This window comes from Bacillus paranthracis (assembly GCF_001883995.1).
Classification (GTDB): Bacteria; Bacillota; Bacilli; order Bacillales; family Bacillaceae_G; genus Bacillus_A; species Bacillus_A paranthracis.
The window spans coordinates 18,825-41,918 of record NZ_MACE01000033.1 but is presented as its reverse complement, the minus strand read 5'-3'; the positions used below and the strand labels follow the sequence as shown (position 1 = coordinate 41,918).

The following is a 23,094-nucleotide window of genomic DNA, read 5'->3' as shown; positions in this document are numbered from 1 at the left end:
GGGCGGAGATAGTGGCGAAAGAGATTACTTTAATTAAAAAGAAAGTTGTAACAGAGGAAGAACAGAAACAGCAAGTAGCAGATGAACTTCTAAATGAGCTATCTAATAATCGTGAAGCAGTAGAAGAAACGATGCAGCTGTTAGCGCAGTTACAGAAGGCTGGAATATTAGATGCGGCGATTAGTTTACTTGCTGCTAAGGAAGATGTTTCAAAAATCGCTGTGGAGCAATTAAATCGTGAACCAGTTAAAAATGCACTTAACAACATGATGGGGGCGGGAGAAGCATTATCTTCAGTTGATCCGGAAGTAACGAAACAAATTACATCCAGCTTAGTTACGGGATTACAATTTGCAACAGATGAATTAAATAGTGGTAAAAAAACAAAAGTGATGGATTTCTTTAAAGTGTTAAAAGATCCAGATATCAATAGAGCCATTACATTTGGTTTTAGCTTCTTGAAAGCATTTGGACAAGGGTTAGAGAAAAAATAGAGTAGATGAAAAAAGTGATGGGGAGTAACCATCACTTTTTTCATTGTATGTATAAGAGTGTTCATGTTAAGCGGAATATATTATTATTAAAGGGATGGGTTAGAAATGGAAATGTGGAATCCATCTCAAATATCGTTTTAGAATGTGGAGGAATATATGCAACACCGTAAAAGACTATCTATACCAGGAGTAATGAGACATTCCTTTCAAACTGTTAGATTTGCCTTTTGGAATGTGTTAACATTCCAACTTGCTTATAAATTGTTAGCAGCGATTGTGTTTATCCCGCTTTTCGGTATTATTTTCAATAAGTTGTTGTACTTTGGTGGGTATGCAAACGCAACAAATGATGAGTTATTAGCATTTTTGAAAACACCATACGGGATTTTGGCGATCGTAATTTTATCTATATTGGCATTGTTCCTGATCTTTACAGAGTTTGCAGTACTTATTATCATTTCGTACTTCGCTCATAAAAGGCAGAAGGTGAGATTACGTCCGATTTTATATAAAACAGTAACGTATTTACCTTCTCTGTTTACATATTGCTTACCTGGCTTTGTTTTGTATGCAGTTGTACTATTACCACTATTAAGTATGGGATATAAATCTGCATTGATTCCTGAAATTCAAATTCCTAATTTTATTACAGGTGAACTATTTAAGACAACAATGGGGCAAGTTGGATATTATACTTTCTTTGCTGTAGTTGCCTATTTGAACCTTCGTTGGATTTTTGTTTTACCTATTATCGTTTTAGAGGAGAAGCCGTTCCGTACGGCAGCACGCAAAAGCGCAAACTTAGTAAAAGAAAGTTTCTTTAAAGTTTTGTTCTTTTTAGTAGGTTTTTTCATATCTGTAGGAATTGTTTTTCTTTTATGTGTAGGAGTTTATTTACTTTGTCTGTGGGGAGTATATGAATTTACAAACCCAGAAGGGACATTTGCACTACTAGCAGAGTCAACTATTTCAGTTTTCCTAACAAGTACATTGTATCTATTTAGCTTTATTATGACGCCGTTCTATATTATGGCGTTAACAAGATTGTATTTACAAAAGGTTCCAGTCGAAGATGTTTTATTAGAAGAAGGATTAGATTATTCAAAGACGAAGGCAGATAAATGTTTCTTCCAAAAACATCGTTGGAAATTTATTGGTGTATATATTGTAGGAATTATTACGGCGGGAATGGTTGTTGCTTTCATTGTGACCTTTATTACAAATACATATAAAGAACCGATTATTATGGCTCATCGCGGTTATATTTCAAAAGGTGTAGAAAATACGAAAGAAGCTGTGCAGGGAGCTATTGATGCGAAAGCAGACTACGCTGAAATAGATGTATTACAAACAAAAGACGGTGAACTAGCAGTTATACATGATTTGAAGTTGAAACGTCTTGCCAATGCTAACGTTCATGTTTCGGATTTAACGATGGAAGAGTTAAGGCAGCTTACCCTTAGTCAAGATGGTTTTTCAGGACAAATCAGTACGCTGGATGAAATCATTAAGTTGGCAAAGGGTAAAATCAAACTCAATATTGAAGTGAAGCTTCATGGGGGCGAAAAAGACTTTGTAAACAAAGTATTAAAAACGATTAAAGATAATGAATTTGAGAAGCAATGTGTTATTCAAACGTTACATTATCCGCTTATAAAAGAGTTTAAGCGTGCAAATCCAAATATAAAAGTAGGATATATATTATATGCAAGTAGAGCTCACTTAAAGAATGTAAAGGCTGATTTTTATGTAGCGGAAGAATATATGTTAAATAAGAAATTAGTAAAAGAAGCAAGGAAGTTAAATAAACCAATTTACGTATGGACGGTAAATGATATGGAAAGTTTAAAGGGATATTATAAATTGAACGTAGATGGTATCATTACCGATTATCCTGAATCGGCACGTGAAACAATTAAGATGTTAAAAGAGCAAGAAGAGGAAGAAAGTGATCTGTTTGATAAAATTACGGAAACAACAGATGATTTATTTTCCAAGTTATTTATAAGTTATCCAGCTGCTAGTTAAATGCTAGCAGCTGTTTTTTTAGGGAAAGAATATATCTCTAAAGTATTGTTTAAACTTATAACTGTATATGTATACGGCATCATTGGTATTTCTTACATTGTTACATTATTGTCGAATAATAAATGATTGCTGCTTATTTTAAAGGAGTATAATAAAAATAGAGTGATAGATAATGAGATGGAACAACGAGGCTAATAGAATCAATGTTTTATATATTTACACTATTCTAAATATATAAACTTTAAAAATATGGTATGTTAGCGTTTTCATAACTTTTAAGTTATGCTAGAATAAGGACATAAGTTATTAATTATTACAAAAAGAAAAAAGACTTTCTTTTTTCTGTTAATTATAAGGGGGCATTTCATTATGCGTATTGGGGTACCAGCAGAAATTAAAAACAACGAAAACCGTGTGGCAATGACACCAGCAGGTGTTGTACATTTAATTCGTAACAATCACGAAGTATTCATTCAAAAGGGTGCAGGTTTAGGATCTGGTTTCACAGATGCTCAGTATGTTGAAGCGGGAGCGAAAATTGTTGATACAGCTGAAGAAGCTTGGAACATGGAAATGGTTATGAAAGTTAAGGAACCAATTGAAAGCGAATACAAACACTTCAGCGAAGGTTTAATTTTATTCACATACTTACACTTGGCTCCAGAACCAGAATTAACAAAAGCATTAATCGAAAAGAAAGTTGTTTCTATTGCATATGAAACAGTACAATTAGAAAACCGTTCTCTACCATTACTTGCACCTATGAGTGAAGTAGCTGGTCGTATGGCTGCACAAATTGGTGCACAATTCCTTGAGAAGAACAAAGGCGGTAAAGGAATTTTACTTGCAGGTGTTCCAGGGGTTAAACGTGGTAAAGTAACAATCATCGGTGGTGGACAAGCTGGTACAAATGCTGCTAAAATTGCAGTTGGACTAGGTGCGGATGTAACAATCATCGACTTAAGTGCAGAACGTCTTCGTCAATTAGATGACATTTTCGGAAACCAAGTAAAAACTTTAATGTCTAATCCGTACAATATTGCAGAAGCTGTAAAAGAGTCTGATCTTGTAATCGGTGCAGTATTAATCCCAGGTGCAAAAGCGCCAAAACTTGTAACAGAAGAAATGATTCAATCAATGGAACCAGGTTCTGTTGTTGTAGATATCGCGATTGACCAAGGTGGTATTTTCGAAACAACTGACCGTATTACAACTCATGATAACCCAACTTACGAAAAACACGGCGTTGTTCATTATGCAGTTGCAAACATGCCAGGTGCGGTTCCACGTACATCAACTCTTGCATTAACAAACGTAACAGTACCATACGCAGTACAAATTGCTAACAAAGGCTACAAAGAAGCTTGCTTAGGCAACTCTGCATTACTAAAAGGTATTAACACATTAGATGGCTATGTAACATTCGAAGCAGTTGCAGAAGCTCACGGTGTAGAGTACAAAGGTGCTAAAGAATTATTAGAAGCAGAAACAGTATCTTGCTAATACAAGCATTATACAAAACAAAATCGAACAATATATAAACCAACATGATAAGAGCTAAGAGTGAATATCTCTTAGCTCTTCTTGGCAAAAGGGGGCATACATCGTGGCCAACCTATTTAAAAAGAAATCCGTTACGCAATTGTTAGGGGAAAGTAAAAGTAAAACTTTAACGAAAACGCTAGGGGCATTTGACCTAACAATGCTAGGGATTGGTGCGATAATTGGTACAGGAGTACTAGTATTAACAGGATTAGTAGCAGCAAGAGATGCTGGTCCAGCAGTTATCTTTTCATTCATGATTGCAGCGATTGTTTGTGGATTTGCAGCGTTGTGTTATGCAGAAGTTGCATCTACACTTCCGGTTTCAGGTAGTGTGTACACATATTCATATGCGACAATTGGTGAGTTTATTGCCCATCTAATGGGATGGACATTACTATCTGTATATGTCGTAACAACTGCCGCAGTAGCTGGTGGATGGACGGGTTATTTTAATAACTTAGTGAGTGGATTCGGATTAGAAATTCCAACAGAGTTGTTAAAGATTCCATCACAAGGTGGGATCGTGAATTTACCAGCAGTAGTTATTACATTAGTTTTAACTTGGTTACTATCAAGAGGTACGAAAGAAAGTAAGCGTGTGAATAACATAATGGTATTAATTAAAATTGGTATTGTTATTTTATTCATTGCAGTTGGTGCGTTCTACGTACAACCAGAAAACTGGACACCATTTGCACCATACGGTATTAGCGGAATCTTTGCCGGCGGAGCAGCAGTATTCTTTGCTTTCTTAGGATTTGATGCATTAGCAACTTCTGCTGAAGAAGTAAAAAATCCACAACGTGATTTACCGATTGGTATTATTGCTTCATTAGTTATTTGTACAATTATTTATGTTGTAGTATGTCTCGTTATGACAGGTATGGTTTCTTATAAAGAATTAGATGTACCAGAAGCTATGGCATATGTATTAGAAGTTGTAGGACAAGATAAAGTAGCGGGTGTAATCGCAGTTGGAGCTGTAATTGGTATTATGGCTGTAATCTTTGCTTACATTTATGCAACGACACGTGTATTCTTCGCGATGAGCCGTGACGGTTTATTACCAAAATCATTTGCGAAAATTAATAAGAAAACAGAAGCGCCAGTATTCTCAACTTGGTTAACAGGTATTGGTAGTGCTTTAATTGCTGGATTTATCGATTTAAAAGAATTGTCGAATTTAGCGAATATTGGAGCATTGTTAACATTTGCGATGGTAGGTGTGTCAGTTATTATTCTTCGTAAAACACATCCGAACTTAAAACGTGGCTTTATGGTACCACTTGTACCAACGCTACCGCTTATTTCAATCGCATGTTGTCTATTCTTAATGTTTAACCTACCATTAACAACATGGATCTACTTCGGTATTTGGTTAGCGATTGGAGTAGTTGTATACTTTGTTTATTCGAAAAAACATAGTCATTTAAAAGACGATGGAAGTTCGCAGGATAATTTAGAACAAGCTAATTAAAAGCTTAGTTAAAAGGGATATAAGTATAGTAAGCCTTGTGCGTCTAGGGAACGCGCAAGGCTTTTTCTTTTGTGTAAAGTGTATATTCTTTTTTGTATGAGAATGTAATGGATGCGGAAAATATGTGTAGATCTTTTTAAAATGTGAACGAAATGTTCAAAAAAATGTATGAGATTTCATTGACACATATGAATGGACGCTCATATAATAAAGGTATAAGATATATGAATGATTGTTCATATGTTCAAATAAAGAGGTGAGCTATAATGGCTGGAAATAAAGTAGAAACACCACAAGAGACATGTTCTCAAACGATAATTCATGAAGAAGTTGTTGAGCAAGTAAAACAAACAATTCCAACGGATGAAAGTTTAAGTAAAGTAGCAGAATTATTTAAAGTATTAGGCGATCGTACACGTACAAGAATATTACATGCGTTATTTGAAGCTGAAATGTGTGTTTGTGATTTAGCGTATTTATTAGGAATGACACAATCATCTATTTCACATCAGCTTCGTGTGTTAAAGCAAGCGAAACTTGTAAAGAATCGTAAAGAAGGAAAGGTCGTTTATTATTCGTTAGCTGACCAACACGTAATTCATATCTTCGAGCAAGCGTTTGAACACGTAAACGAGGAAGAATAAATAGAACGCGAGGAGGGAGAACGATGGCTGAAGCATTAGTGAAAAAGAAACTGATGTTAGAAGGTTTAGATTGTGCAAACTGTGCAATGAAAATTGAAAAAGGCGTTGGGAATATAGAAGGAGTAAATTCTTGCTCTGTAAATTTCGCGACAAAAACAATGGTTTTAGAAACAGTGCAAAATAAAGAAAGCGAAGTTGTTACAGAAGCAAAACAACTCGTTACAAAATTAGAACCGCACATTAAAGTGCAAGAAGAAAAAAACACAAAAATGGCAAAAGAAGTGTTTATATTAGAAGGTTTAGATTGCGCAAATTGTGCGATGAAGATTGAAAATAAAGTTAAGGAAATGCCGACGGTTTCGGCAGCAACTGTTGATTTCGTATCAAAGAAATTACGAGTTGAAGTAGCGAATAAAAGAGAATTAGAAACGACTGTAGCCAATATAACAAATGTCGTTCAAAAGTTAGAACCAGATGTGAAAGTTGTTCGTGAAGAAAAGGGTGGTCATGACCATGGACATAGTCACGATCATGGAGAAGCAAATGTGAAAAAAATGGTAGGACGATTAGTGGTTGGCGGAATTTTGACAGCAATTGCTGCATTAGCTGGCTTACCACAAATGATCACAATTCCGTTATTCGTCCTTGCGTATGTATTAATTGGTGGAGATATCGTTTGGAGAGCAGTAAGAAACATAACTCGTGGCCAAGTGTTTGATGAGAACTTCTTAATGGCAATTGCAACACTAGGAGCTTTCGCAATTCAACAATACCCAGAAGCGGTTGCAGTAATGTTATTCTATCAAGTAGGAGAACTATTCCAAAGTATTGCGGTAAACCGTTCTCGAAAATCAATTACTTCATTAATGGATATTCGTCCTGATTACGCGAATGTAAAGATTGGAAATGAAACGAAACAAGTATCACCAGAAGATGTACAAATCGGCGATTATATTATCGTGAAACCTGGTGAGAAAGTACCGTTAGACGGAAAAGTAGTTGAAGGAACATCAATGGTAGATACTTCAGCATTGACTGGTGAATCTGTACCACGTGAAGTTGAAATTGGAAATGATGTATTAAGTGGTTTTGTGAACCAAAATGGTGTATTAACAATTGAAGTTACAAAAGAATTTGGTGAATCAACTGTATCAAAAATTTTAGATTTAGTTCAAAATGCAAGCAGTAAAAAAGCGCCAACAGAAAACTTTATTACGAAGTTCGCGCGTTACTACACTCCAGTTGTAGTAATTACAGCAGCGATCATGGCGTTTATTCCACCACTTATTTTAGAAGGAGCTACATTCTCGGATTGGATTTATAGAGCTTTAGTGTTCTTAGTAATTTCTTGTCCGTGTGCGTTAGTTGTATCTATTCCTCTTGGATTCTTTGGAGGTATCGGTGGTGCATCTAAAAGTGGTGTGTTAGTAAAAGGGAGTAACTATTTAGAAGCTTTAAATGATGTGAAATATATTGTTTTTGATAAAACAGGCACATTAACAAAAGGTGTCTTCAAAGTTACAAAAATGGAACCGAGCGAAGGTATTACAAATGAAGAATTATTAGAGTATGCAGCATTTGCTGAAGTGTATTCTAACCATCCAATTGCACAATCGATTCGAAATGCATATGGAAAATCAGTTGATGAAAAAATGATCGATGATTATAACGAAATTTCTGGTCACGGTACAGTCGTAAAAGTACAAGGAAAAGAAATTTTTGCAGGTAATGCTAAATTAATGAGAAAAGAGAACATTACATTTAAGCAACCAGAAACAGTAGGTACATTGGTTCACGTTGCTGTAGATGGAAAATATGCAGGTTATATTGTTATCTCTGATGAGGTAAAAGAAGATTCAAAACAAGCAATTCAAAAGTTAAAAGAACTAGGTATTAAGAAAACAGTCATGTTAACTGGTGATGCAAAACCAGTTGGTGAAGCTGTTGGTAAAGAGTTAGGTTTAGATGAAGTTCACGCAGAACTATTACCGCAACAAAAAGTAGAAGAGATTGAAAAAATTGATGCAGCGAAGCATGGAAAAGAAAAAGTTGCTTTCGTTGGTGATGGTATTAATGATACACCGGTATTAGCAAGAGCCGATGTTGGTATTGCAATGGGTGGTTTAGGATCAGATGCAGCAATTGAAGCAGCAGATATCGTTATTATGACTGATGAGCCTTCAAAAATTGCAACAGCTGTAAACATTGCAAAACGTACAAGACGCATTGTATGGCAAAATATTATCTTTGCATTAGGGGTAAAAGGATTAGTTTTACTACTTGGGGCTTTCGGTATTGCAACAATGTGGGAAGCGGTTTTCTCAGATGTTGGTGTGACACTACTGGCAGTGTTAAATGCAATGCGTGTACTACGAGTGAAAGATTTATAAAGTGAAACTTTAATCAGTGGGGGGCTTCATCCCCCGCTGATTATTAGCCTTCACCAATCGGGCTTTTACGGACAGTTGATCCCCCATCTAACGCCCTTGCTTTTGCTGAATTTTGGGGGTCTTACTGCCCGTTAATGCGGGATAAAAAAGAGGACGCAACCTGCGTCCTCTTTTTTAGGTTATTCTGTTGAAATTGACTCAATAAAATAATAACAAATATTATTTTGGAGATAAATAACGTAATATTAAAATTTACAAATAAAAAATATTTGTCTTGTTATTTTAATATATTTTTTACAAAGATATATAGCATTGAAGAAAACAGAGAAGGAGCAGCTTCTCTGTTTTATTTTTGTATATTTTTTTCAACTTGTTCTCGAACAGTTTGAATGTAATTCATTTTATGATCCCAGCATTCTTGACTTAAATCGACAGGGTACTCTTCAGGATTTAAAGTTCGCATATACTCTTCCCAAAATAACGCGAGACTCTGTTCATTGTATTTTTGAATATCCAATATGTCAGGTAGTTCATATGTTCTTTCACCGTTAACGAAAATGTCTTTATGCAGTTCGCGCGCTTCAAAGTTTGTTACAAATTTACTTATATACGTGTGAACAGGGTGAAACATTTTTAAGCGTTCTTCTTTTCCTGGTTCTTCACAATCTAATGCAATATAATCGCCTTCTGCATGATCATTAACTCGGTTGATAATGCGATAAATTCGTTTCAGTCCTGGAGTAGTGATTTTTTCCGGGTTAGATGAAATTTTAATTGTATCATTTAACTTTCCATCAGTATCTTCAATCGCAACGAGTTTATAAACAGCCCCTAATGCTGGTTGCTCAAAGGACGTAATCAATTTTGTTCCAACGCCCCATACATCAATTTTTGCTCCTTGAGATTTTAAATGCATAATGGTGTATTCATCTAAGTCGCTAGAAGCAATAATTTTTGTATTTGTAAACCCGGCTTCATCTAGTAGTTTTCTTGCCTTTTTAGATAAATAAGCCATATCACCACTATCGAGGCGAATGCCATAAAAATCGATGCGATCCCCAAACTCTTTTGCCACGCGAATTGCATTTGGAACACCAGATTTTAATGTGTCATATGTATCAACGAGAAAGACGCATTTTTTATGTGTCTCAGCATATTTTTTGAAAGCAACATATTCATCACGGTATGCTTGAACGAAAGAGTGTGCATGTGTGCCGGCTACAGGTATTCCGAAGCGTTTCCCAGCCCGTACGTTACTCGTAGATGAGAAACCACCGATAAAGGCAGCACGTGTACCCCAAAGGGCTGCATCGAACTCGTGGGCACGTCTTGTGCCGAACTCTAAAAGTTCATCGTTATTTGCAGCGTGCTTCATACGAGCTGCTTTCGTTGCAATTAATGTTTGGTAATTCACAATGTTTAACAGGGCGGTTTCAATAATTTGTGCTTCGCCGAGCGGTGCATCGACACGTAATAAAGGCTCGTTATTAAAGACAACTTCACCTTCTTGCATACTTCGAATCGTCCCAGTGAATTTCATATTTTGTAAATACTGAAGAAATTCTTCTTCAAATTGTAATTCTGCTAAATAAGCGATATCGCTTTCGGTAAAGCTGAAGTTTTCTATGTACTCTACAATTTTTTCAAGGCCAGCAAAAACAGCATAACCGTTCTCGAATGGAAGTTTTCGAAAGTATAAATCAAACACCGAGCGGCGGTTATGAATACCATCTTTCCAATATGTATAAGCCATATTAATTTGATATAAATCTGTATGTAAGGCATAGCTATCGTCTTTATAATAAGTCATCGCGAAAACACCTCCATAATTTGGTTATAGTATACCAATTTTTCACGGATCGTAGCAAAGAATAGATATGAAAGTATAGTCAAGAGGGAAAAAAATGAAATATTGCATATTTTTTAGAAAATTAACATTTATCAATTTATATTTCTCAAGATTTTATGTATTATTAAAGTAATGGGGGTAAATGAGAATGGAGGAGGACAATGCAACAAACATTAGAAAAAATAGGCAAACAAGTCTTTTACAAACGGCTACAGCAAAAAATGACACAAGAAGAATTATGTCAGGGCATTTGTTCTGTCTCATACTTAAGTAAAATCGAAAATGGAAAAATCGAAGCATCAGAAGAGATTCTACAATTGCTCTGCGCAAGATTAGAAATTGCCGTGACGGATTTGAGAGATGTAGAAGAAGATGTGAAGGGGAAGCTGGATGAATGGTTAAATGCATTAGTTCATTTGGACAAGCCACAAGTAGAGCGCATATATGAAGAATTACAAGGTGAAATGAAGCATGTTTTGGATTTTGAAATTATAAATTATTATAAACTGCTTTATACGCGTTATTTAATTATGAAACGAGATTTTCCTGCTGTTGAAGAAGAATTAGAGAGCTTAAAAAAGATGTACAAAAAGTATTCACCATTCCAGAAATTATTATATACGTATAGTAAAGGTCTATATTATTTTTTACAGCATAAATATAAGAGGGCATTGGAATACTTGACTCGAACAGAAGTAATGGCAAAGGAACAAGGTTATCACGAAAATGGAATATATTTCAATTTAGCTCTTGTTTATAATGAATTGGAAGTTGAACATATGACTTTACATTTTGCTAATGTAGCAATGGAAGGATTCAAGAATGAATATAAGTTTCGTTATGTGATAAATTGCCAGTTACTTATTGCATTGAGTTATATACAAAAAAAACAATATAATGAAGCACTATCTATTTATAATAATATTTTGAGGGAAGCAAATTCTTTTGCCGATAAAGAAAATATAACAGCTATTGCTTTAAATAATTTAGGCTTCCTGTACTACAACTTAAAAGATTATGCAAAAGCTAAAGATTATTATTTGCAATGCTTAAAGTACAAGAAGGAAGAGGATTTAAATTATATTGATGCAGTGTATGAAATCGCTTTACAGTGTATTGAATTAAAAGAATTTGAAGAAGCGAAAGATTGGATTGATAAAGGGATAGATATCGCGAAGAGGGATGAAAAGTATAAAAGTATGCTATATATACTTTTAATGCTTAAGCATAAATACTTTGAAACTAAAGATGTTTATAAAAAGTTTTTAGAAGTTGAGGCAATCCCATTTTTTAGAGGCGAAGAAAATAAAAAAGAATTAAAACTGGTTTATTTAGAACTAGCAGGATACCACGAAGAATTATTAGAGTTTAGAGAAAGTAATAATTATTATAAATTAGCAATTAATTTATTAGAAGAAAAGGGAGGAAAATAGTATGAAAAAGAAAATAATTATTGGTGCTTTAGCTTTGGTAGCTGTACTGGTGGTATTGGAACCGCAATATGCTTGGACATCGGATATCTATGGTCAAGGAGAAAAAGTAGTTGAATTGGTAAATTCTTAATAAAAACCCCCTTTCCAACCGGAAAGGGGTTTTTCAATATTTGTTCCTCAAAATTCTACAAAACTTGAGAAAAAAATTAATTGAATTTTTAGTATATTAATAGTGGAAACATAATGCTAATATGAAACTACTCTTTTTCAAAAAATAATTTATTAGGGGGAAGGTTCATGAAAAAGAAAAGTTTAGCATTAGTGTTAGCGACAGGAATGGCAGTTACAACGTTCGGAGGGACAGGCTCTGCATTTGCAGATTCTAAAAATGTGCTCTCTACGAAGAAGTACAATGAGACAGTACAGTCACCGGAGTTTGTTTCTGGGGATCTAACTGGGGCAACTGGTAAGAAAGCAGAATCTGTTGTGTTTGATTACTTAAACGCAGCAAAAGGTGATTACAAGTTAGGGGAAAAGAGTGCGCAGGATTCTTTCAAAGTGAAACAAGTGAAGAAAGATGCTGTAACTGATTCAACAGTATTACGTTTGCAACAAGTATATGAAGGAGTACCTGTATGGGGTTCTACGCAAGTAGCTCATGTAAGTAAAGATGGTTCTTTAAAAGTATTGTCTGGAACAGTTGCACCTGATTTAGACAAAAAAGAAAAGTTGAAAAATAAAAATAAGATCGAAGGCGCAAAAGCAATTGAAATTGCACAAAAAGATTTAGGGGTAACACCTAAATATGAGGTAGAACCAAAAGCGGACTTATATGTATATCAAAACGGTGAAGAAACAACATATGCATACGTTGTAAATTTAAACTTCTTAGAGCCAAGCCCAGGAAACTACTACTATTTCATTGAAGCAGACAGCGGTAAAGTGTTAAATAAATATAATAAATTGGATCATGTAGCAAATGAAGATAAATCACCAGTTAAGCAAGAGGCACCTAAACAGGAAGCGAAACCAGCTGTAAAGCCTGTAACAGGAACAAATGCAGTGGGTACTGGTAAAGGTGTATTAGGAGATACGAAGTCGCTTAATACAACGTTATCTGGCTCATCTTACTACTTACAAGATAATACGCGCGGAGCAACGATTTTCACATATGATGCGAAAAATCGTACTACATTGCCAGGAACATTATGGGTAGATGCAGATAATGTTTTCAATGCAGCGTATGATGCAGCAGCGGTAGATGCTCATTACTATGCGGGTAAAACATATGATTACTATAAAGCTACTTTTAATAGAAACTCTATTAATGATGCAGGAGCGCCATTAAAATCAACAGTTCATTATGGAAGTAGATATAATAATGCGTTCTGGAATGGCTCTCAAATGGTATACGGAGATGGTGATGGTGTAACATTCACTTCATTGTCTGGTGGAATTGATGTAATTGGCCATGAATTAACGCATGCTGTTACAGAGTATAGCTCAGATTTAATCTATCAAAATGAATCAGGAGCATTAAATGAAGCTATTTCAGATGTTTTTGGTACTTTAGTAGAATTCTATGATAACCGTAACCCAGATTGGGAAATTGGTGAAGATATTTATACGCCTGGTAAAGCAGGAGATGCGCTTCGCTCTATGAGTGATCCAACGAAATATGGTGATCCAGATCATTATTCTAAGCGTTACACTGGTACTAGTGATAACGGTGGGGTTCATACGAACAGTGGTATTATTAACAAACAAGCTTATTTATTAGCAAATGGCGGTACGCATTACGGTGTAACTGTAACTGGTATTGGTAAAGATAAGCTAGGTGCAATTTATTACCGTGCAAACACACAATATTTCACGCAATCTACTACATTTAGTCAAGCGCGTGCTGGTGCAGTACAAGCTGCAGCTGATTTATATGGTGCGAACTCTGCTGAAGTAAATGCAGTTAAGCAATCATTTAGTGCTGTTGGTATTAACTAACGATCTAAAGGATAGCTATTAATAAAATACCTCAAAAATAAAGAAGGAGCATAGGCTCCTTCTTTATTTTTTTCTCCATTTTTTCCACAAATAAAACAATCCAATAGCGCCCGCGATTGTTACAATCCACTTCGCTTCATTTGTTCCGTTCATGACATGATAAGCAGAATATACCTCGATTAATAATGCCGGTATTTTACCTATTGTACTGGCAATACTGAAGGATAGTAATGACATTTTGCCTAGAGCTGCAAATAAAGTCACGATACTAGACGGAATGAAAGGAATGAGGCGGAACGATAGGACGAGTAGAAAGGCCTCTCTACCTTCTACATAAAGTAGGCGTTCTACCTTTGGATACTTATTTACTTTGCTGTGAGTGAATTTCTGAAGGCCTATACGATAAATATAAAACGAGATAATAGCCCCTAATGCCTCACCTGCGATCGAAATAAGGGTTCCGTTTGTTACACCAAAGAGCTGTATGTTAATAGCGGTCAAAAAAATACTAGGGATAACACCTAAAAGGCTAATGACTATGTTGATTAAGATACTAAGTGGAATTGCGATTGAATAATAGTCTGTTAAGAAGTTTTGAATTGTTTCAGCCATTGTTTAAAATCCTTTATCTTTTTTTGCATTACACCATATTTCCATTGTGTAGGCAAGTACAAATTTACATAATGTAGAAAAACGTTAAAAAACACCATTATTATACCTTATATGGGTATTAGGTATATGAAGTAAGGGGTATATTTTACTTTTTAAAAAAATACAAATAAAACCTTTATTTAAAAGGTTAATAGATGATTTTAGGGGGAGGTTTAACTCGGGAAATAATCATAAAAACATAGGGGTATATTTATGTAAGGGCGAAAATAGCGGTTTTATGAAAAACGGGTGGTAATTTGGCAAAATAGATGAGGAGTTTGAAAAATGTGTATGTTTTTTCGATGTGAAATTGACTTTTAGTGAAGTTACGATAATAATCATGAAAGAGGTGATATGATGAAACGAATAAGTAGTCTTTTCGTGAGTAGTTTATTGGCACTCATGCTGATCTTAAGTGGATGTGCAGGAAAAGAACAAAAAACAGAGAAACAAACAGGGAATCAATCGGCATCAGTAGAAAAAATTAGTGATAATATTTTAGACGAAATGGAAGGGCCACCTAAAAATGGTCATACGATTGAAAGACATGTAGGCAAATCAGAAGAAGATTTGAAGAATCGCTTGAAGACAGATAAAGTATCAGCAGCAAGTACATACTATGACAAGGAAACGGCAACGAAAGCTGTAAAAGATAGTTTGAAGCAGCATGATAAGGAAATTCAAGATTGGTTAAAAAATTCTAAAGAGGCTCGTCTCGTATTAAATACAACACATTCATTCCCGGTTGGAAAAACGGTAATAAAGAAAAATATGAATGTAAAAGACAAGTTAGTCAAAACTGTTACTGTTTTAGCGAGAGATAAGTCAGGGGATTTAGGATATAAGATCATTACTTCTTATCCATCTGATAAATAAGAAGGGGGAGTAAATATGTATACGACATTACAATATTTTTTCAAATCGTATTGTACGTTAAGTATCCATGAAGATGAAATAGTAGGCGTGATGGAAGAGTTTATAGAGCAAGAAGACGAAGAAATTGTTTTGAAATTACGCGATGAATTATTATATATGAAGAAAAAGGGTGCTTGGGAAGAGGCGTGCGTACTAGCTGCGAAGCAAGGAAATCGTATGTGGTCGTTAGAAGAAACGAAAGACCATCTTGCAACCTTTTTAGTATTATTGCAAAAGAAAAAGGCGTGATCTACTCACGCCTTTTTCTTTTTGGAATTCGTTCGTTTAATAGTGTTTTATTGTTTTGGAGCGCTTTTATATACGCTTTTTGAAATTTGCCCATTAGATATTACTTCACCGTTTTGTGTAACTTTTTTATATGTAACTGCTGTTATTTTATCATTAGTCCTACTAATTACTTGAGAAGAAACTTCAACATTTTTACCAGTATTTGTGCCGAAAATACGTGTAGTAATACTACCTCCATTTGAAAATGCTTGAATATAAATATGATTGCCTGTATTGTTTTTAAATTTTAAATCTGGACCATAATCTGCTACTGCTGCATCTTGCCCAAGTGGTAAATAATTTACGGGCATAGAATGGTTGCTTCGAGAAACAATTCCTAAATCTGCTCTTAAAGCTGCGCTATATAAAGTACTACTCACTTGGCAAACGCCTCCGCCTGCACTTTGTATAACTTTCCCTTGTGAATATACAGCTGCGGATTTATAACCATGAGCAGCATCCGTTACGCCAACGCGGCCATTAAAACTAAATGTTTCATCAGGTGCGACAATCACTCCACTTAAAGTATTAGCTGACTTATTTACGTTAAAGGATTGATTCCCATTACGGCCAGCCATTGGAGTTGAATATTCAGCAATTACTTCTTTAATCCCCATTTTCTGTATATCTTCTGTAGAACGTTCAGGCTTTAATAGTGTAACGGGTAATGTAACGTCAGATGTGCCAGAAGTAATGGCTTGCCGCGTTAAATCAGTTAACTTTTCTTTATCGATTTTTTCTCCATTTTGGCTCTGGCTAATATTTACTGTAGTGCCTTCAATACTTAATTCTGCATTAACAGGATTTTTTAATGTTTCATTATATTTATCCTTCATAAAGCTTTTATAAGTAGTTGTATTTAATTGAGGTGTTAATTTATAGTCACGTTTTAATTCACCGTTCTCAGCTTGTTTCCGCATTTTGTAACGATTTATTGCGTTGCCTTCTTGTTCTTTAAAGATTTTGTCGATAATATCTTTTTCTTTATAATTTATCCCTAAATCTTTCCATGTGTAAGTTTGTTTATCGTTTTGGAATATGTACGTAAGTGATTTTTGATCTAATTCAGTGATTTTTTGATTAATAATAGCTTGAATATCTTTTTTATTTTTTCCATCGAGAGAAATACCTTCAAATGTAGTATTGGGTAATGCAGTAGTATCTAATTGATTATTTAGTTTGGATACATATTGATATCCGCCAACACCGCCAACACAAAGTAATATGCCTCCAGCAATTGCAGAACCGATCAGTATTTTACTTAGCTTCATTTATTTCCCCCCAGAAATTTTTGTATAAATATATGTATTACATTTTTTGTATAAAAATGATGAAAATAACATTATGTACGTACTAGTATACTATTATTTTCACTGTGCGTGTAATGTTTTTATAAAATATGTTACACTGTTGTAATAATTGTCTCTTTTTGTCACAATGTGTACGAAAAATATGTTGAAAATTATAATAAAAAGGCTGTCTAGAAAGTTCTAGCAGCCTTTTTATTATAATTTTTTATGTTCATTTTTATTCGTAACACCGAGATGATCTTGTAGTGTTGTCGAAATATTATCGACGCTTTTTTCGTTTGGAACGTAATAATAAATACCACCTATATATTTATCAGTACCTTCTACTTGCAATTTGTCCATTTTTAAGTTTGAACCCATTGAATTTTTCGCAATTGTCATCATATCATCAAAAGTTAAATTTGTTTTTAAGTCTTTATCAACAGCGTCTAATAAACCACCGATTTTATTAATGGAATTCAGAGATAATGCCTTTTCAGCAATAGCTTCTAAAACAAGCTGTTGTCGTTGACCGCGCATATAATCACTATCGATATGACGAGTTCTCGCTAGTGCCAGTGCTTCTTCTCCATTTAAATGTTGACGTCCCTTTTTAAGGTGAACTGCATCTGCTTCATCTTTACTATTTTGTTCTGTGAACTCCACTGGAACATCTACAGTAATGCCACCAAGGGAATCAACAATTTTGATAAAGGATTTAAAGTTGAATTTTACATAGTAATCAACTGGAACATCTAAAAATTTCTCAACTGTATCAATCGTGCTGTCTACACCACCGAATACGTGCGCATGTGTAATTTTATCGTATTTATCACGTGATTTAATATAGACACGTGAATCACGTGGAATACTGACAAGCTTAACAGATTTATCGTTTTTATTAATGGTTGCAAGTAATAGTGCATCTGTACGAGTTGCTTTCCCATAATTTTTGTCCCTAATATCACTTTCATCAACACCCATAATAAGTACGGAAATGTTGTCAGTCATAGGTTTAACGGCTTTTTCACGTTTGCTGGATTTGTCTCCGCGACCAAGTTCAGAATAGGCATTACTTAGAATTGATTTTGCTTTACTGTATATATGGAAGGAGTAGCCTCCTGCTCCAAGTGCTATAATCAGTAATGGAATAAGAAGGAACCAAAGTAGACGTTTTTTCTTTGAGCGTCCCTTTTTGGCTCGAGTATCTTTGTGCATATCGGATTTCATCATTTTTTCTCCTTTAAAACTATCAAAGTATATACATCTAGAAGCGCATTTAAACACATAAAAAATATTGTACGCTAAATAAAAGCGATTGTACATGTATAAAAAATAGATGTCTTGATTATTTATAAAGACATCTATTCGTTATTGTATACAAAAGATAGGGATAAGAAAATGATAAAATTTTACCTAATTACAACATAATGCTTACGATAATTGCAGATAAAATGCTAACGAGAGTCGCTCCGTATAGTAATTTAAGGCCAAATCTGGCAACGACGTTTCCTTGTTCTTCGTTTAATCCTTTTACCGCACCTGAAATAATGCCGATAGAAGAAAAGTTGGCAAAAGAGACGAGGAAGACAGAAATAATACCAACTGTACGAGGAGAAAGGCTATTAGAAATTTTACTAAGATCCATCATTGCTACAAATTCATTCGTTACAAGCTTCGTTGCCATAATGCTACCAGCCGCGACAATTTCAGAACTTGGTACACCGATAAGAAATGCAATTGGTGCAAAGACGTAGCCGATTAATTGCTGGAAAGTAATGCCGAATATAATGAGGAATAGATCATTAATGCAGCTCATTAATGCGACGAATCCGATAAGCATAGCACCGACAACGATAGCTACTCGAAAGCCATCTAGAATGTATTCTCCAAGCATTTCAAAAAAGCTTTGCTTTTCGCCTTTTAGTTCTAAAATATCTTCGTCATCCCTCACGTCGTAAGGGTTAATGATAAGTACGATAATAAAGCCGCTAAATAAATTGAGAACGAGTGCGGTTACTACATATTTAGGTTCGATCATTGTCATATAGGCACCTACGATAGACATAGATACAGTTGACATGGCAGATGCACAAAGTGTATAAAGACGGTGTTTTGGAATTTGAGCTAATTGTTTTTTGACCGTAATAAAAACTTCTGATTGGCCGACAATGGCAGATGCGATAGCATTGTAAGACTCTAATTTCCCAAGACCATTTATTTTGCTAAGGAAGTAACCGATCCAACGAATGAAAAATGGTAGTATTTTGAAATGTTGTAGTATACCAATTAAGACGGAAATGAAGACAATTGGTAATAAGACAGTAAGGAAAAAGGGCATTTCACCTTTATTGGCAAGGCCGCCAAATACGAAGTTTATACCATCAGCAGCATACTCGAGTAGCTTTGTAAACAAACTGGAGATGAACCGAATAAGTATGAGACCGATTTCTGTATTCAATAATAAATAGGTTAAAATTAACTGTATAAGAAGCATGATGAAAATAGGTTTAAATTTAATATGCTTCTTATTGTTACTAGCGATATAAGCAAGGAAGAAGACGACGATAAGTCCTAAGAAAAAGGTAATAAATTTCATAGTAAGCCCCCTAAAAGAGATATTCTGCTATATATGTTTTTCATTTCAAGGGAGAATATGCATCTTTGGTAAAGAAAGGAATAGAGAGAGTATGAATATATGTAGAGTACACCACGTTGCAATTATTTGTTCAAATTATGATGTGTCAAAAGATTTTTATACTAGGATATTAGGTTTTGAAGAGGTAAATGAGGTATATAGAAAGGAACGAGATTCTTATAAGTTAGATTTATGTGTAGGGGGAGAGTATCAAATTGAATTATTTTCATTCCCAAGTCCGCCTGAGCGCCCGAGTTTTCCAGAAGCGTCTGGACTTAGGCATTTAGCATTTGCTGTTACAAATATAGAAGAAGCCGTGCAACATTTAAGTCAATGTGGTGTTGAAACTGAGGCGATACGTATTGATGAGATAACCGGGAAAAAATTCGTTTTTTTCCAAGATCCGGATGGTTTACCTTTAGAATTGTATGAGGTTTGAAATTGGTGAATTTTATATAGGGTTGCTTTTGAGTAAATGAAGAAACTAAAGTGAAACTTCTTTTTTAAAGGAGGTGTCACTTTAGCTAAGAAAGCTAAAGGATATATGTGGATATTTTAAAATTACTGATGGTAGTCATTCTTATTGCATTAACAGGTTTTTTTGTAGCTGTTGAGTTTGCAATTATTAAGGTGCGTAGCAGTCGTATTGACCAACTCGTTAGTGAGAAACGACGAGGAGCATTGGCAGCAAAAAAAGTAACTTCAAATTTAGATGAATATTTATCAGCATGTCAGTTAGGTATTACCATTACCGCTTTAGGGCTTGGGTGGTTAGGCGAGCCGACTATAAAACATTTACTAGAGCCGTTGTTTTTAAAACTACACCTATCTTCTGCAATTGCAAGTACCGTTTCATTTATTATTGCTTTTGCAGTTATTACGTTTTTACATGTTGTTATTGGTGAACTTGCTCCTAAGACGTTCGCCATACAAAGAGCAGAGCAAGTTAGCTTATTATTATCGAAACCACTTATTTATTTTTACCGAGTAATGTATCCGTTTATTTGGGCTTTAAATGGTTCAGCAAGGCTTGTAACAGGGTTATTCGGATTACATCCGGCTTCTGAACATGAAGTTGCTCATTCGGAAGAAGAATTACGATTAATCTTATCTGAGAGTTATGAGAGCGGAGAGATTAATCAAAGGGAATTTAAATATGTAAATAATATTTTTGAATTTGATAATAGAGTGGCAAAGGAAATTATGGTGCCTCGTACGGAAGTTGTAGGTTTATATGAGGACGAACCATTTGAAACACATATTAAAATAATCGCACAAGAAAAATATACGAGGTATCCTGTATTTGGTGAAGATAAAGATGAAATCATTGGAATGGTTAATGTAAAGGATTTATTTATTCGTTATATGGATGGTAATCGGGACGAGGAGTGCTCGATTATGCCATATACAAGGCCGGTCATTGAAGTGCTAGAAAATATTCCAATTCATGATTTACTATTACAAATGCAAAGAAAACACATTCCATTAGCTGTGTTGTATGATGAATATGGTGGTACAGCTGGGATTGTTACATTAGAAGATATTTTAGAAGAAATTGTTGGGGAAATTCGAGATGAATACGATGAAGATGAACACCCGCCTATAGAGCATATAAGTGAAGGGTGTAAAATTGTAGAGGGGAAAGTGCTTATTAGTGAAGTAAATGATTTATTTGGCATACACTTAATCGCTGATGATGTAGATACAATTGGTGGATGGATTATGGTACAAAAGCAAATCGTTGCTGAAGGAGATATTATTGAAAAACACGGCTTTTCTTTTAAAGTTCTGGAAAAAGATATGCATCAAATTAAACGAGTGGAAATAAAGAAGGGAGAAGAATGATTTTCTATAAAAGGTATATATAGAAAATTAAATGTTTGCGCTTTCAAAAAAGGTACTATATAGTGAAGGTGGACACTGAAAAATTCTTCTGAATGATACTCGTATTTTTAGAGGGCGAATTTTTTAAATAGGGATTTAGAATGAAAAGTATAGGTGATGAAAATGATAGCAACGAAGGATATACGTATAGAAAAAGATTTTTTAGGTGAAAAGGAAGTACCAAGTAGAGCTTATTACGGTGTACAAACATTACGTGCGGTAGAAAACTTCCCGATTACAGGATATCGCATCCATCCGTCACTCATTACGGCAATGGCAATTGTGAAAAAAGCGGCGGCACTTGCAAATATCGATACTGGTTACTTGGCGAAAGACATTGGACATGAAATTGCGGAGGCAGCGCAAGAAATTGTTGATGGGAAATTCCATGATCAATTTATCGTAGATCCAATTCAGGGCGGTGCTGGAACTTCTATTAATATGAATACAAACGAAGTAATTGCTAATCGAGCGTTAGAACGTATGGGATATGAAAAAGGCGAGTATGCAAAAATTAGCCCAAATACGCATGTAAACATGGCTCAGTCAACGAATGATGCGTTCCCAACGGGAATTCATATTGCAACTCTTATGATGTTAGAAGAACTTCTTATTACAATGGAAGAACTTCATGCTGCTTTCCGTGCAAAAGCAAACGAGTTCGATCACGTCATTAAAATGGGACGTACGCATTTACAAGATGCTGTTCCGATTCGTCTTGGACAAGAATTTGAAGCGTATAGCAGAGTGCTTGCGCGTGATATAAAAAGAATTAAACAATCTCGCCAACATTTATATGAAGTGAATATGGGGGCGACAGCTGTTGGTACGGGATTAAATGCAAACCCTACCTACATTGAACAAGTGGTTAAACACTTACGAACATTTAGCGGATTCCCACTTGTTGGTGCAGAGCATTTAGTTGATGCAACGCAAAATACAGATGCATACACAGAAGTATCTGCAGCGTTAAAAGTATGTATGATGAATATGTCTAAAATTGCGAACGACCTTCGTATTATGGCATCTGGTCCACGTGTTGGATTGGCGGAAATTCAATTACCAGCTCGTCAGCCAGGTTCATCTATTATGCCAGGTAAAGTAAATCCTGTTATGGCAGAAGTAATTAATCAAGTCGCTTTCCAAGTAATTGGTAATGATCATACAATTTGCTTAGCGTCAGAAGCAGGACAACTGGAGCTCAACGTAATGGAGCCTGTGCTTGTATTTAATTTAATTCAATCTATTAGTATTATGAATAACGGATTCCGTGTATTCCGTGAATATTGTATTAAAGGAATTACAGCAAATGAAGAACTGCTGAAACAATATGTTGAGAAAAGTGTTGGAATTATTACAGCAGTTAACCCTCATATTGGTTATGAAGCAGCATCTCGCATTGCACGTGAAGCAATTGAAACAGGAAAATCTGTTCGGGAGTTATGTTTAGAACATGGTGTACTGACAGAAGAAGAATTGGATATTATTTTAGATCCATTCGAAATGACGCATCCTGAAATTGCTGGAGCTTCTTTACTAAAGAATAAGAAGATGTAATGTAAAAAAACACC

19 protein-coding genes are annotated in these 23,094 nt (G+C 35.0%); 14 read left to right on the top strand and 5 right to left on the bottom strand.

Translation table 11 applies throughout. From position 1 onward, the window contains the following. The first annotated feature begins 11 nt into the window (after positions 1 to 11). The 6 genes from BAQ46_RS14200 (at position 12) to BAQ46_RS14175 (ending at position 8,578) form a co-directional block, all read left to right on the top strand. Positions 12 to 494 carry a helical membrane plugin domain-containing protein gene (locus tag BAQ46_RS14200; RefSeq protein WP_001040529.1) on the top strand — a complete coding sequence of 161 codons (483 nt, stop codon included), beginning with the start codon at positions 12 to 14 and terminating at the stop codon, positions 492 to 494. Between the two features lie 156 nt (positions 495 to 650). After that, complete coding sequence (locus BAQ46_RS14195; RefSeq protein ID WP_001164743.1) at positions 651 to 2,522, top strand: glycerophosphoryl diester phosphodiesterase membrane domain-containing protein; 1,872 nt, start codon at positions 651 to 653, stop codon at positions 2,520 to 2,522. 369 nt (positions 2,523 to 2,891) lie between these two features. Then, complete coding sequence (gene ald, locus BAQ46_RS14190) at positions 2,892 to 4,025, top strand: alanine dehydrogenase (protein WP_001219745.1); 1,134 nt, start codon at positions 2,892 to 2,894, stop codon at positions 4,023 to 4,025. 103 nt (positions 4,026 to 4,128) lie between these two features. Next, positions 4,129 to 5,544: an amino acid permease gene (locus BAQ46_RS14185; protein WP_001284877.1), complete on the top strand. Its 1,416-nt coding sequence runs from the start codon at positions 4,129 to 4,131 to the stop codon at positions 5,542 to 5,544. A gap of 266 nt (positions 5,545 to 5,810) precedes the next feature. Then, complete coding sequence (locus BAQ46_RS14180) at positions 5,811 to 6,188, top strand: ArsR/SmtB family transcription factor (RefSeq protein WP_000918378.1); 378 nt, start codon at positions 5,811 to 5,813, stop codon at positions 6,186 to 6,188. 23 nt (positions 6,189 to 6,211) lie between these two features. Next, positions 6,212 to 8,578, top strand: a complete 2,367-nt coding sequence (locus BAQ46_RS14175) for a heavy metal translocating P-type ATPase (protein WP_071742058.1) — start codon at positions 6,212 to 6,214, stop codon at positions 8,576 to 8,578. Positions 8,579 to 8,924: 346 nt separating this feature from the next. Here BAQ46_RS14175 and BAQ46_RS14170 read toward each other — a convergent pair whose 3' ends face one another. Continuing rightward, positions 8,925 to 10,388, bottom strand: coding sequence for a nicotinate phosphoribosyltransferase (locus BAQ46_RS14170; RefSeq protein WP_000222900.1), 1,464 nt, complete (start codon positions 10,386 to 10,388; stop codon positions 8,925 to 8,927). A 200-nt stretch (positions 10,389 to 10,588) separates the two neighbouring features. Between BAQ46_RS14170 and BAQ46_RS14165 the strand changes: the two genes are divergently transcribed. The 3 genes from BAQ46_RS14165 to BAQ46_RS14160 all read left to right on the top strand — a co-directional run bounded on the left by BAQ46_RS14165 (position 10,589) and on the right by BAQ46_RS14160 (position 13,858). After that, positions 10,589 to 11,860 (top strand): tetratricopeptide repeat protein, encoded by a 1,272-nt coding sequence (locus tag BAQ46_RS14165; protein WP_071742057.1) that lies wholly within the window; start codon positions 10,589 to 10,591, stop codon positions 11,858 to 11,860. A gap of 1 nt (position 11,861) precedes the next feature. Next, positions 11,862 to 11,990, top strand: a complete 129-nt coding sequence (locus BAQ46_RS30320) for an NprX family peptide pheromone (protein ID WP_000726843.1) — start codon at positions 11,862 to 11,864, stop codon at positions 11,988 to 11,990. 167 nt (positions 11,991 to 12,157) lie between these two features. Continuing rightward, positions 12,158 to 13,858 (top strand): M4 family metallopeptidase, encoded by a 1,701-nt coding sequence (locus BAQ46_RS14160; RefSeq protein ID WP_000730402.1) that lies wholly within the window; start codon positions 12,158 to 12,160, stop codon positions 13,856 to 13,858. Positions 13,859 to 13,921: 63 nt separating this feature from the next. Here the strand turns inward: BAQ46_RS14160 and BAQ46_RS14155 are convergent, their stop codons facing one another. Then, positions 13,922 to 14,470, bottom strand: a complete 549-nt coding sequence (locus tag BAQ46_RS14155) for a TVP38/TMEM64 family protein (RefSeq protein WP_000852211.1) — start codon at positions 14,468 to 14,470, stop codon at positions 13,922 to 13,924. Positions 14,471 to 14,866: 396 nt separating this feature from the next. On the opposite strand from BAQ46_RS14155, the gene BAQ46_RS14150 reads away from it, so the two are divergent. Both BAQ46_RS14150 and BAQ46_RS14145 read left to right on the top strand, forming a co-directional pair. Next, positions 14,867 to 15,385, top strand: a complete 519-nt coding sequence (locus BAQ46_RS14150; RefSeq protein WP_000822717.1) for an RNase A-like domain-containing lipoprotein — start codon at positions 14,867 to 14,869, stop codon at positions 15,383 to 15,385. A gap of 15 nt (positions 15,386 to 15,400) precedes the next feature. Beyond that, entirely contained in the window at positions 15,401 to 15,673 is a 273-nt protein-coding gene (locus BAQ46_RS14145) for a hypothetical protein (RefSeq protein WP_071742056.1), read from the top strand. A 47-nt stretch (positions 15,674 to 15,720) separates the two neighbouring features. On the opposite strand, the gene BAQ46_RS14140 is transcribed toward BAQ46_RS14145, so the two are convergent. The 3 genes from BAQ46_RS14140 to BAQ46_RS14130 all read right to left on the bottom strand — a co-directional run bounded on the left by BAQ46_RS14140 (position 15,721) and on the right by BAQ46_RS14130 (position 19,600). Beyond that, positions 15,721 to 16,983, bottom strand: coding sequence for a VanW family protein (locus BAQ46_RS14140; RefSeq protein ID WP_071742055.1), 1,263 nt, complete (start codon positions 16,981 to 16,983; stop codon positions 15,721 to 15,723). Positions 16,984 to 17,217: 234 nt separating this feature from the next. Continuing rightward, the gene (locus tag BAQ46_RS14135; protein ID WP_074544157.1) at positions 17,218 to 18,231 is read right to left on the bottom strand and encodes an LCP family protein; all 1,014 of its coding nucleotides are present in this window, start codon (positions 18,229 to 18,231) and stop codon (positions 17,218 to 17,220) included. Between the two features lie 190 nt (positions 18,232 to 18,421). Next, a complete protein-coding gene (locus BAQ46_RS14130; RefSeq protein ID WP_000668837.1) occupies positions 18,422 to 19,600 on the bottom strand; it encodes a NupC/NupG family nucleoside CNT transporter in 1,179 nt (392 codons plus the stop codon). Between the two features lie 91 nt (positions 19,601 to 19,691). On the opposite strand from BAQ46_RS14130, the gene gloA2 reads away from it, so the two are divergent. The 3 genes from gloA2 (at position 19,692) to aspA (ending at position 23,080) form a co-directional block, all read left to right on the top strand. Then, complete coding sequence (gloA2, locus tag BAQ46_RS14125) at positions 19,692 to 20,078, top strand: SMU1112c/YaeR family gloxylase I-like metalloprotein (protein ID WP_001017666.1); 387 nt, start codon at positions 19,692 to 19,694, stop codon at positions 20,076 to 20,078. A gap of 107 nt (positions 20,079 to 20,185) precedes the next feature. Further along, a complete protein-coding gene (locus tag BAQ46_RS14120) occupies positions 20,186 to 21,484 on the top strand; it encodes a hemolysin family protein (RefSeq protein WP_000353305.1) in 1,299 nt (432 codons plus the stop codon). 162 nt (positions 21,485 to 21,646) lie between these two features. Then, positions 21,647 to 23,080 (top strand): aspartate ammonia-lyase, encoded by a 1,434-nt coding sequence (gene aspA, locus BAQ46_RS14115; RefSeq protein WP_000562151.1) that lies wholly within the window; start codon positions 21,647 to 21,649, stop codon positions 23,078 to 23,080. The last annotated feature ends 14 nt before the right edge of the window (positions 23,081 to 23,094 follow it).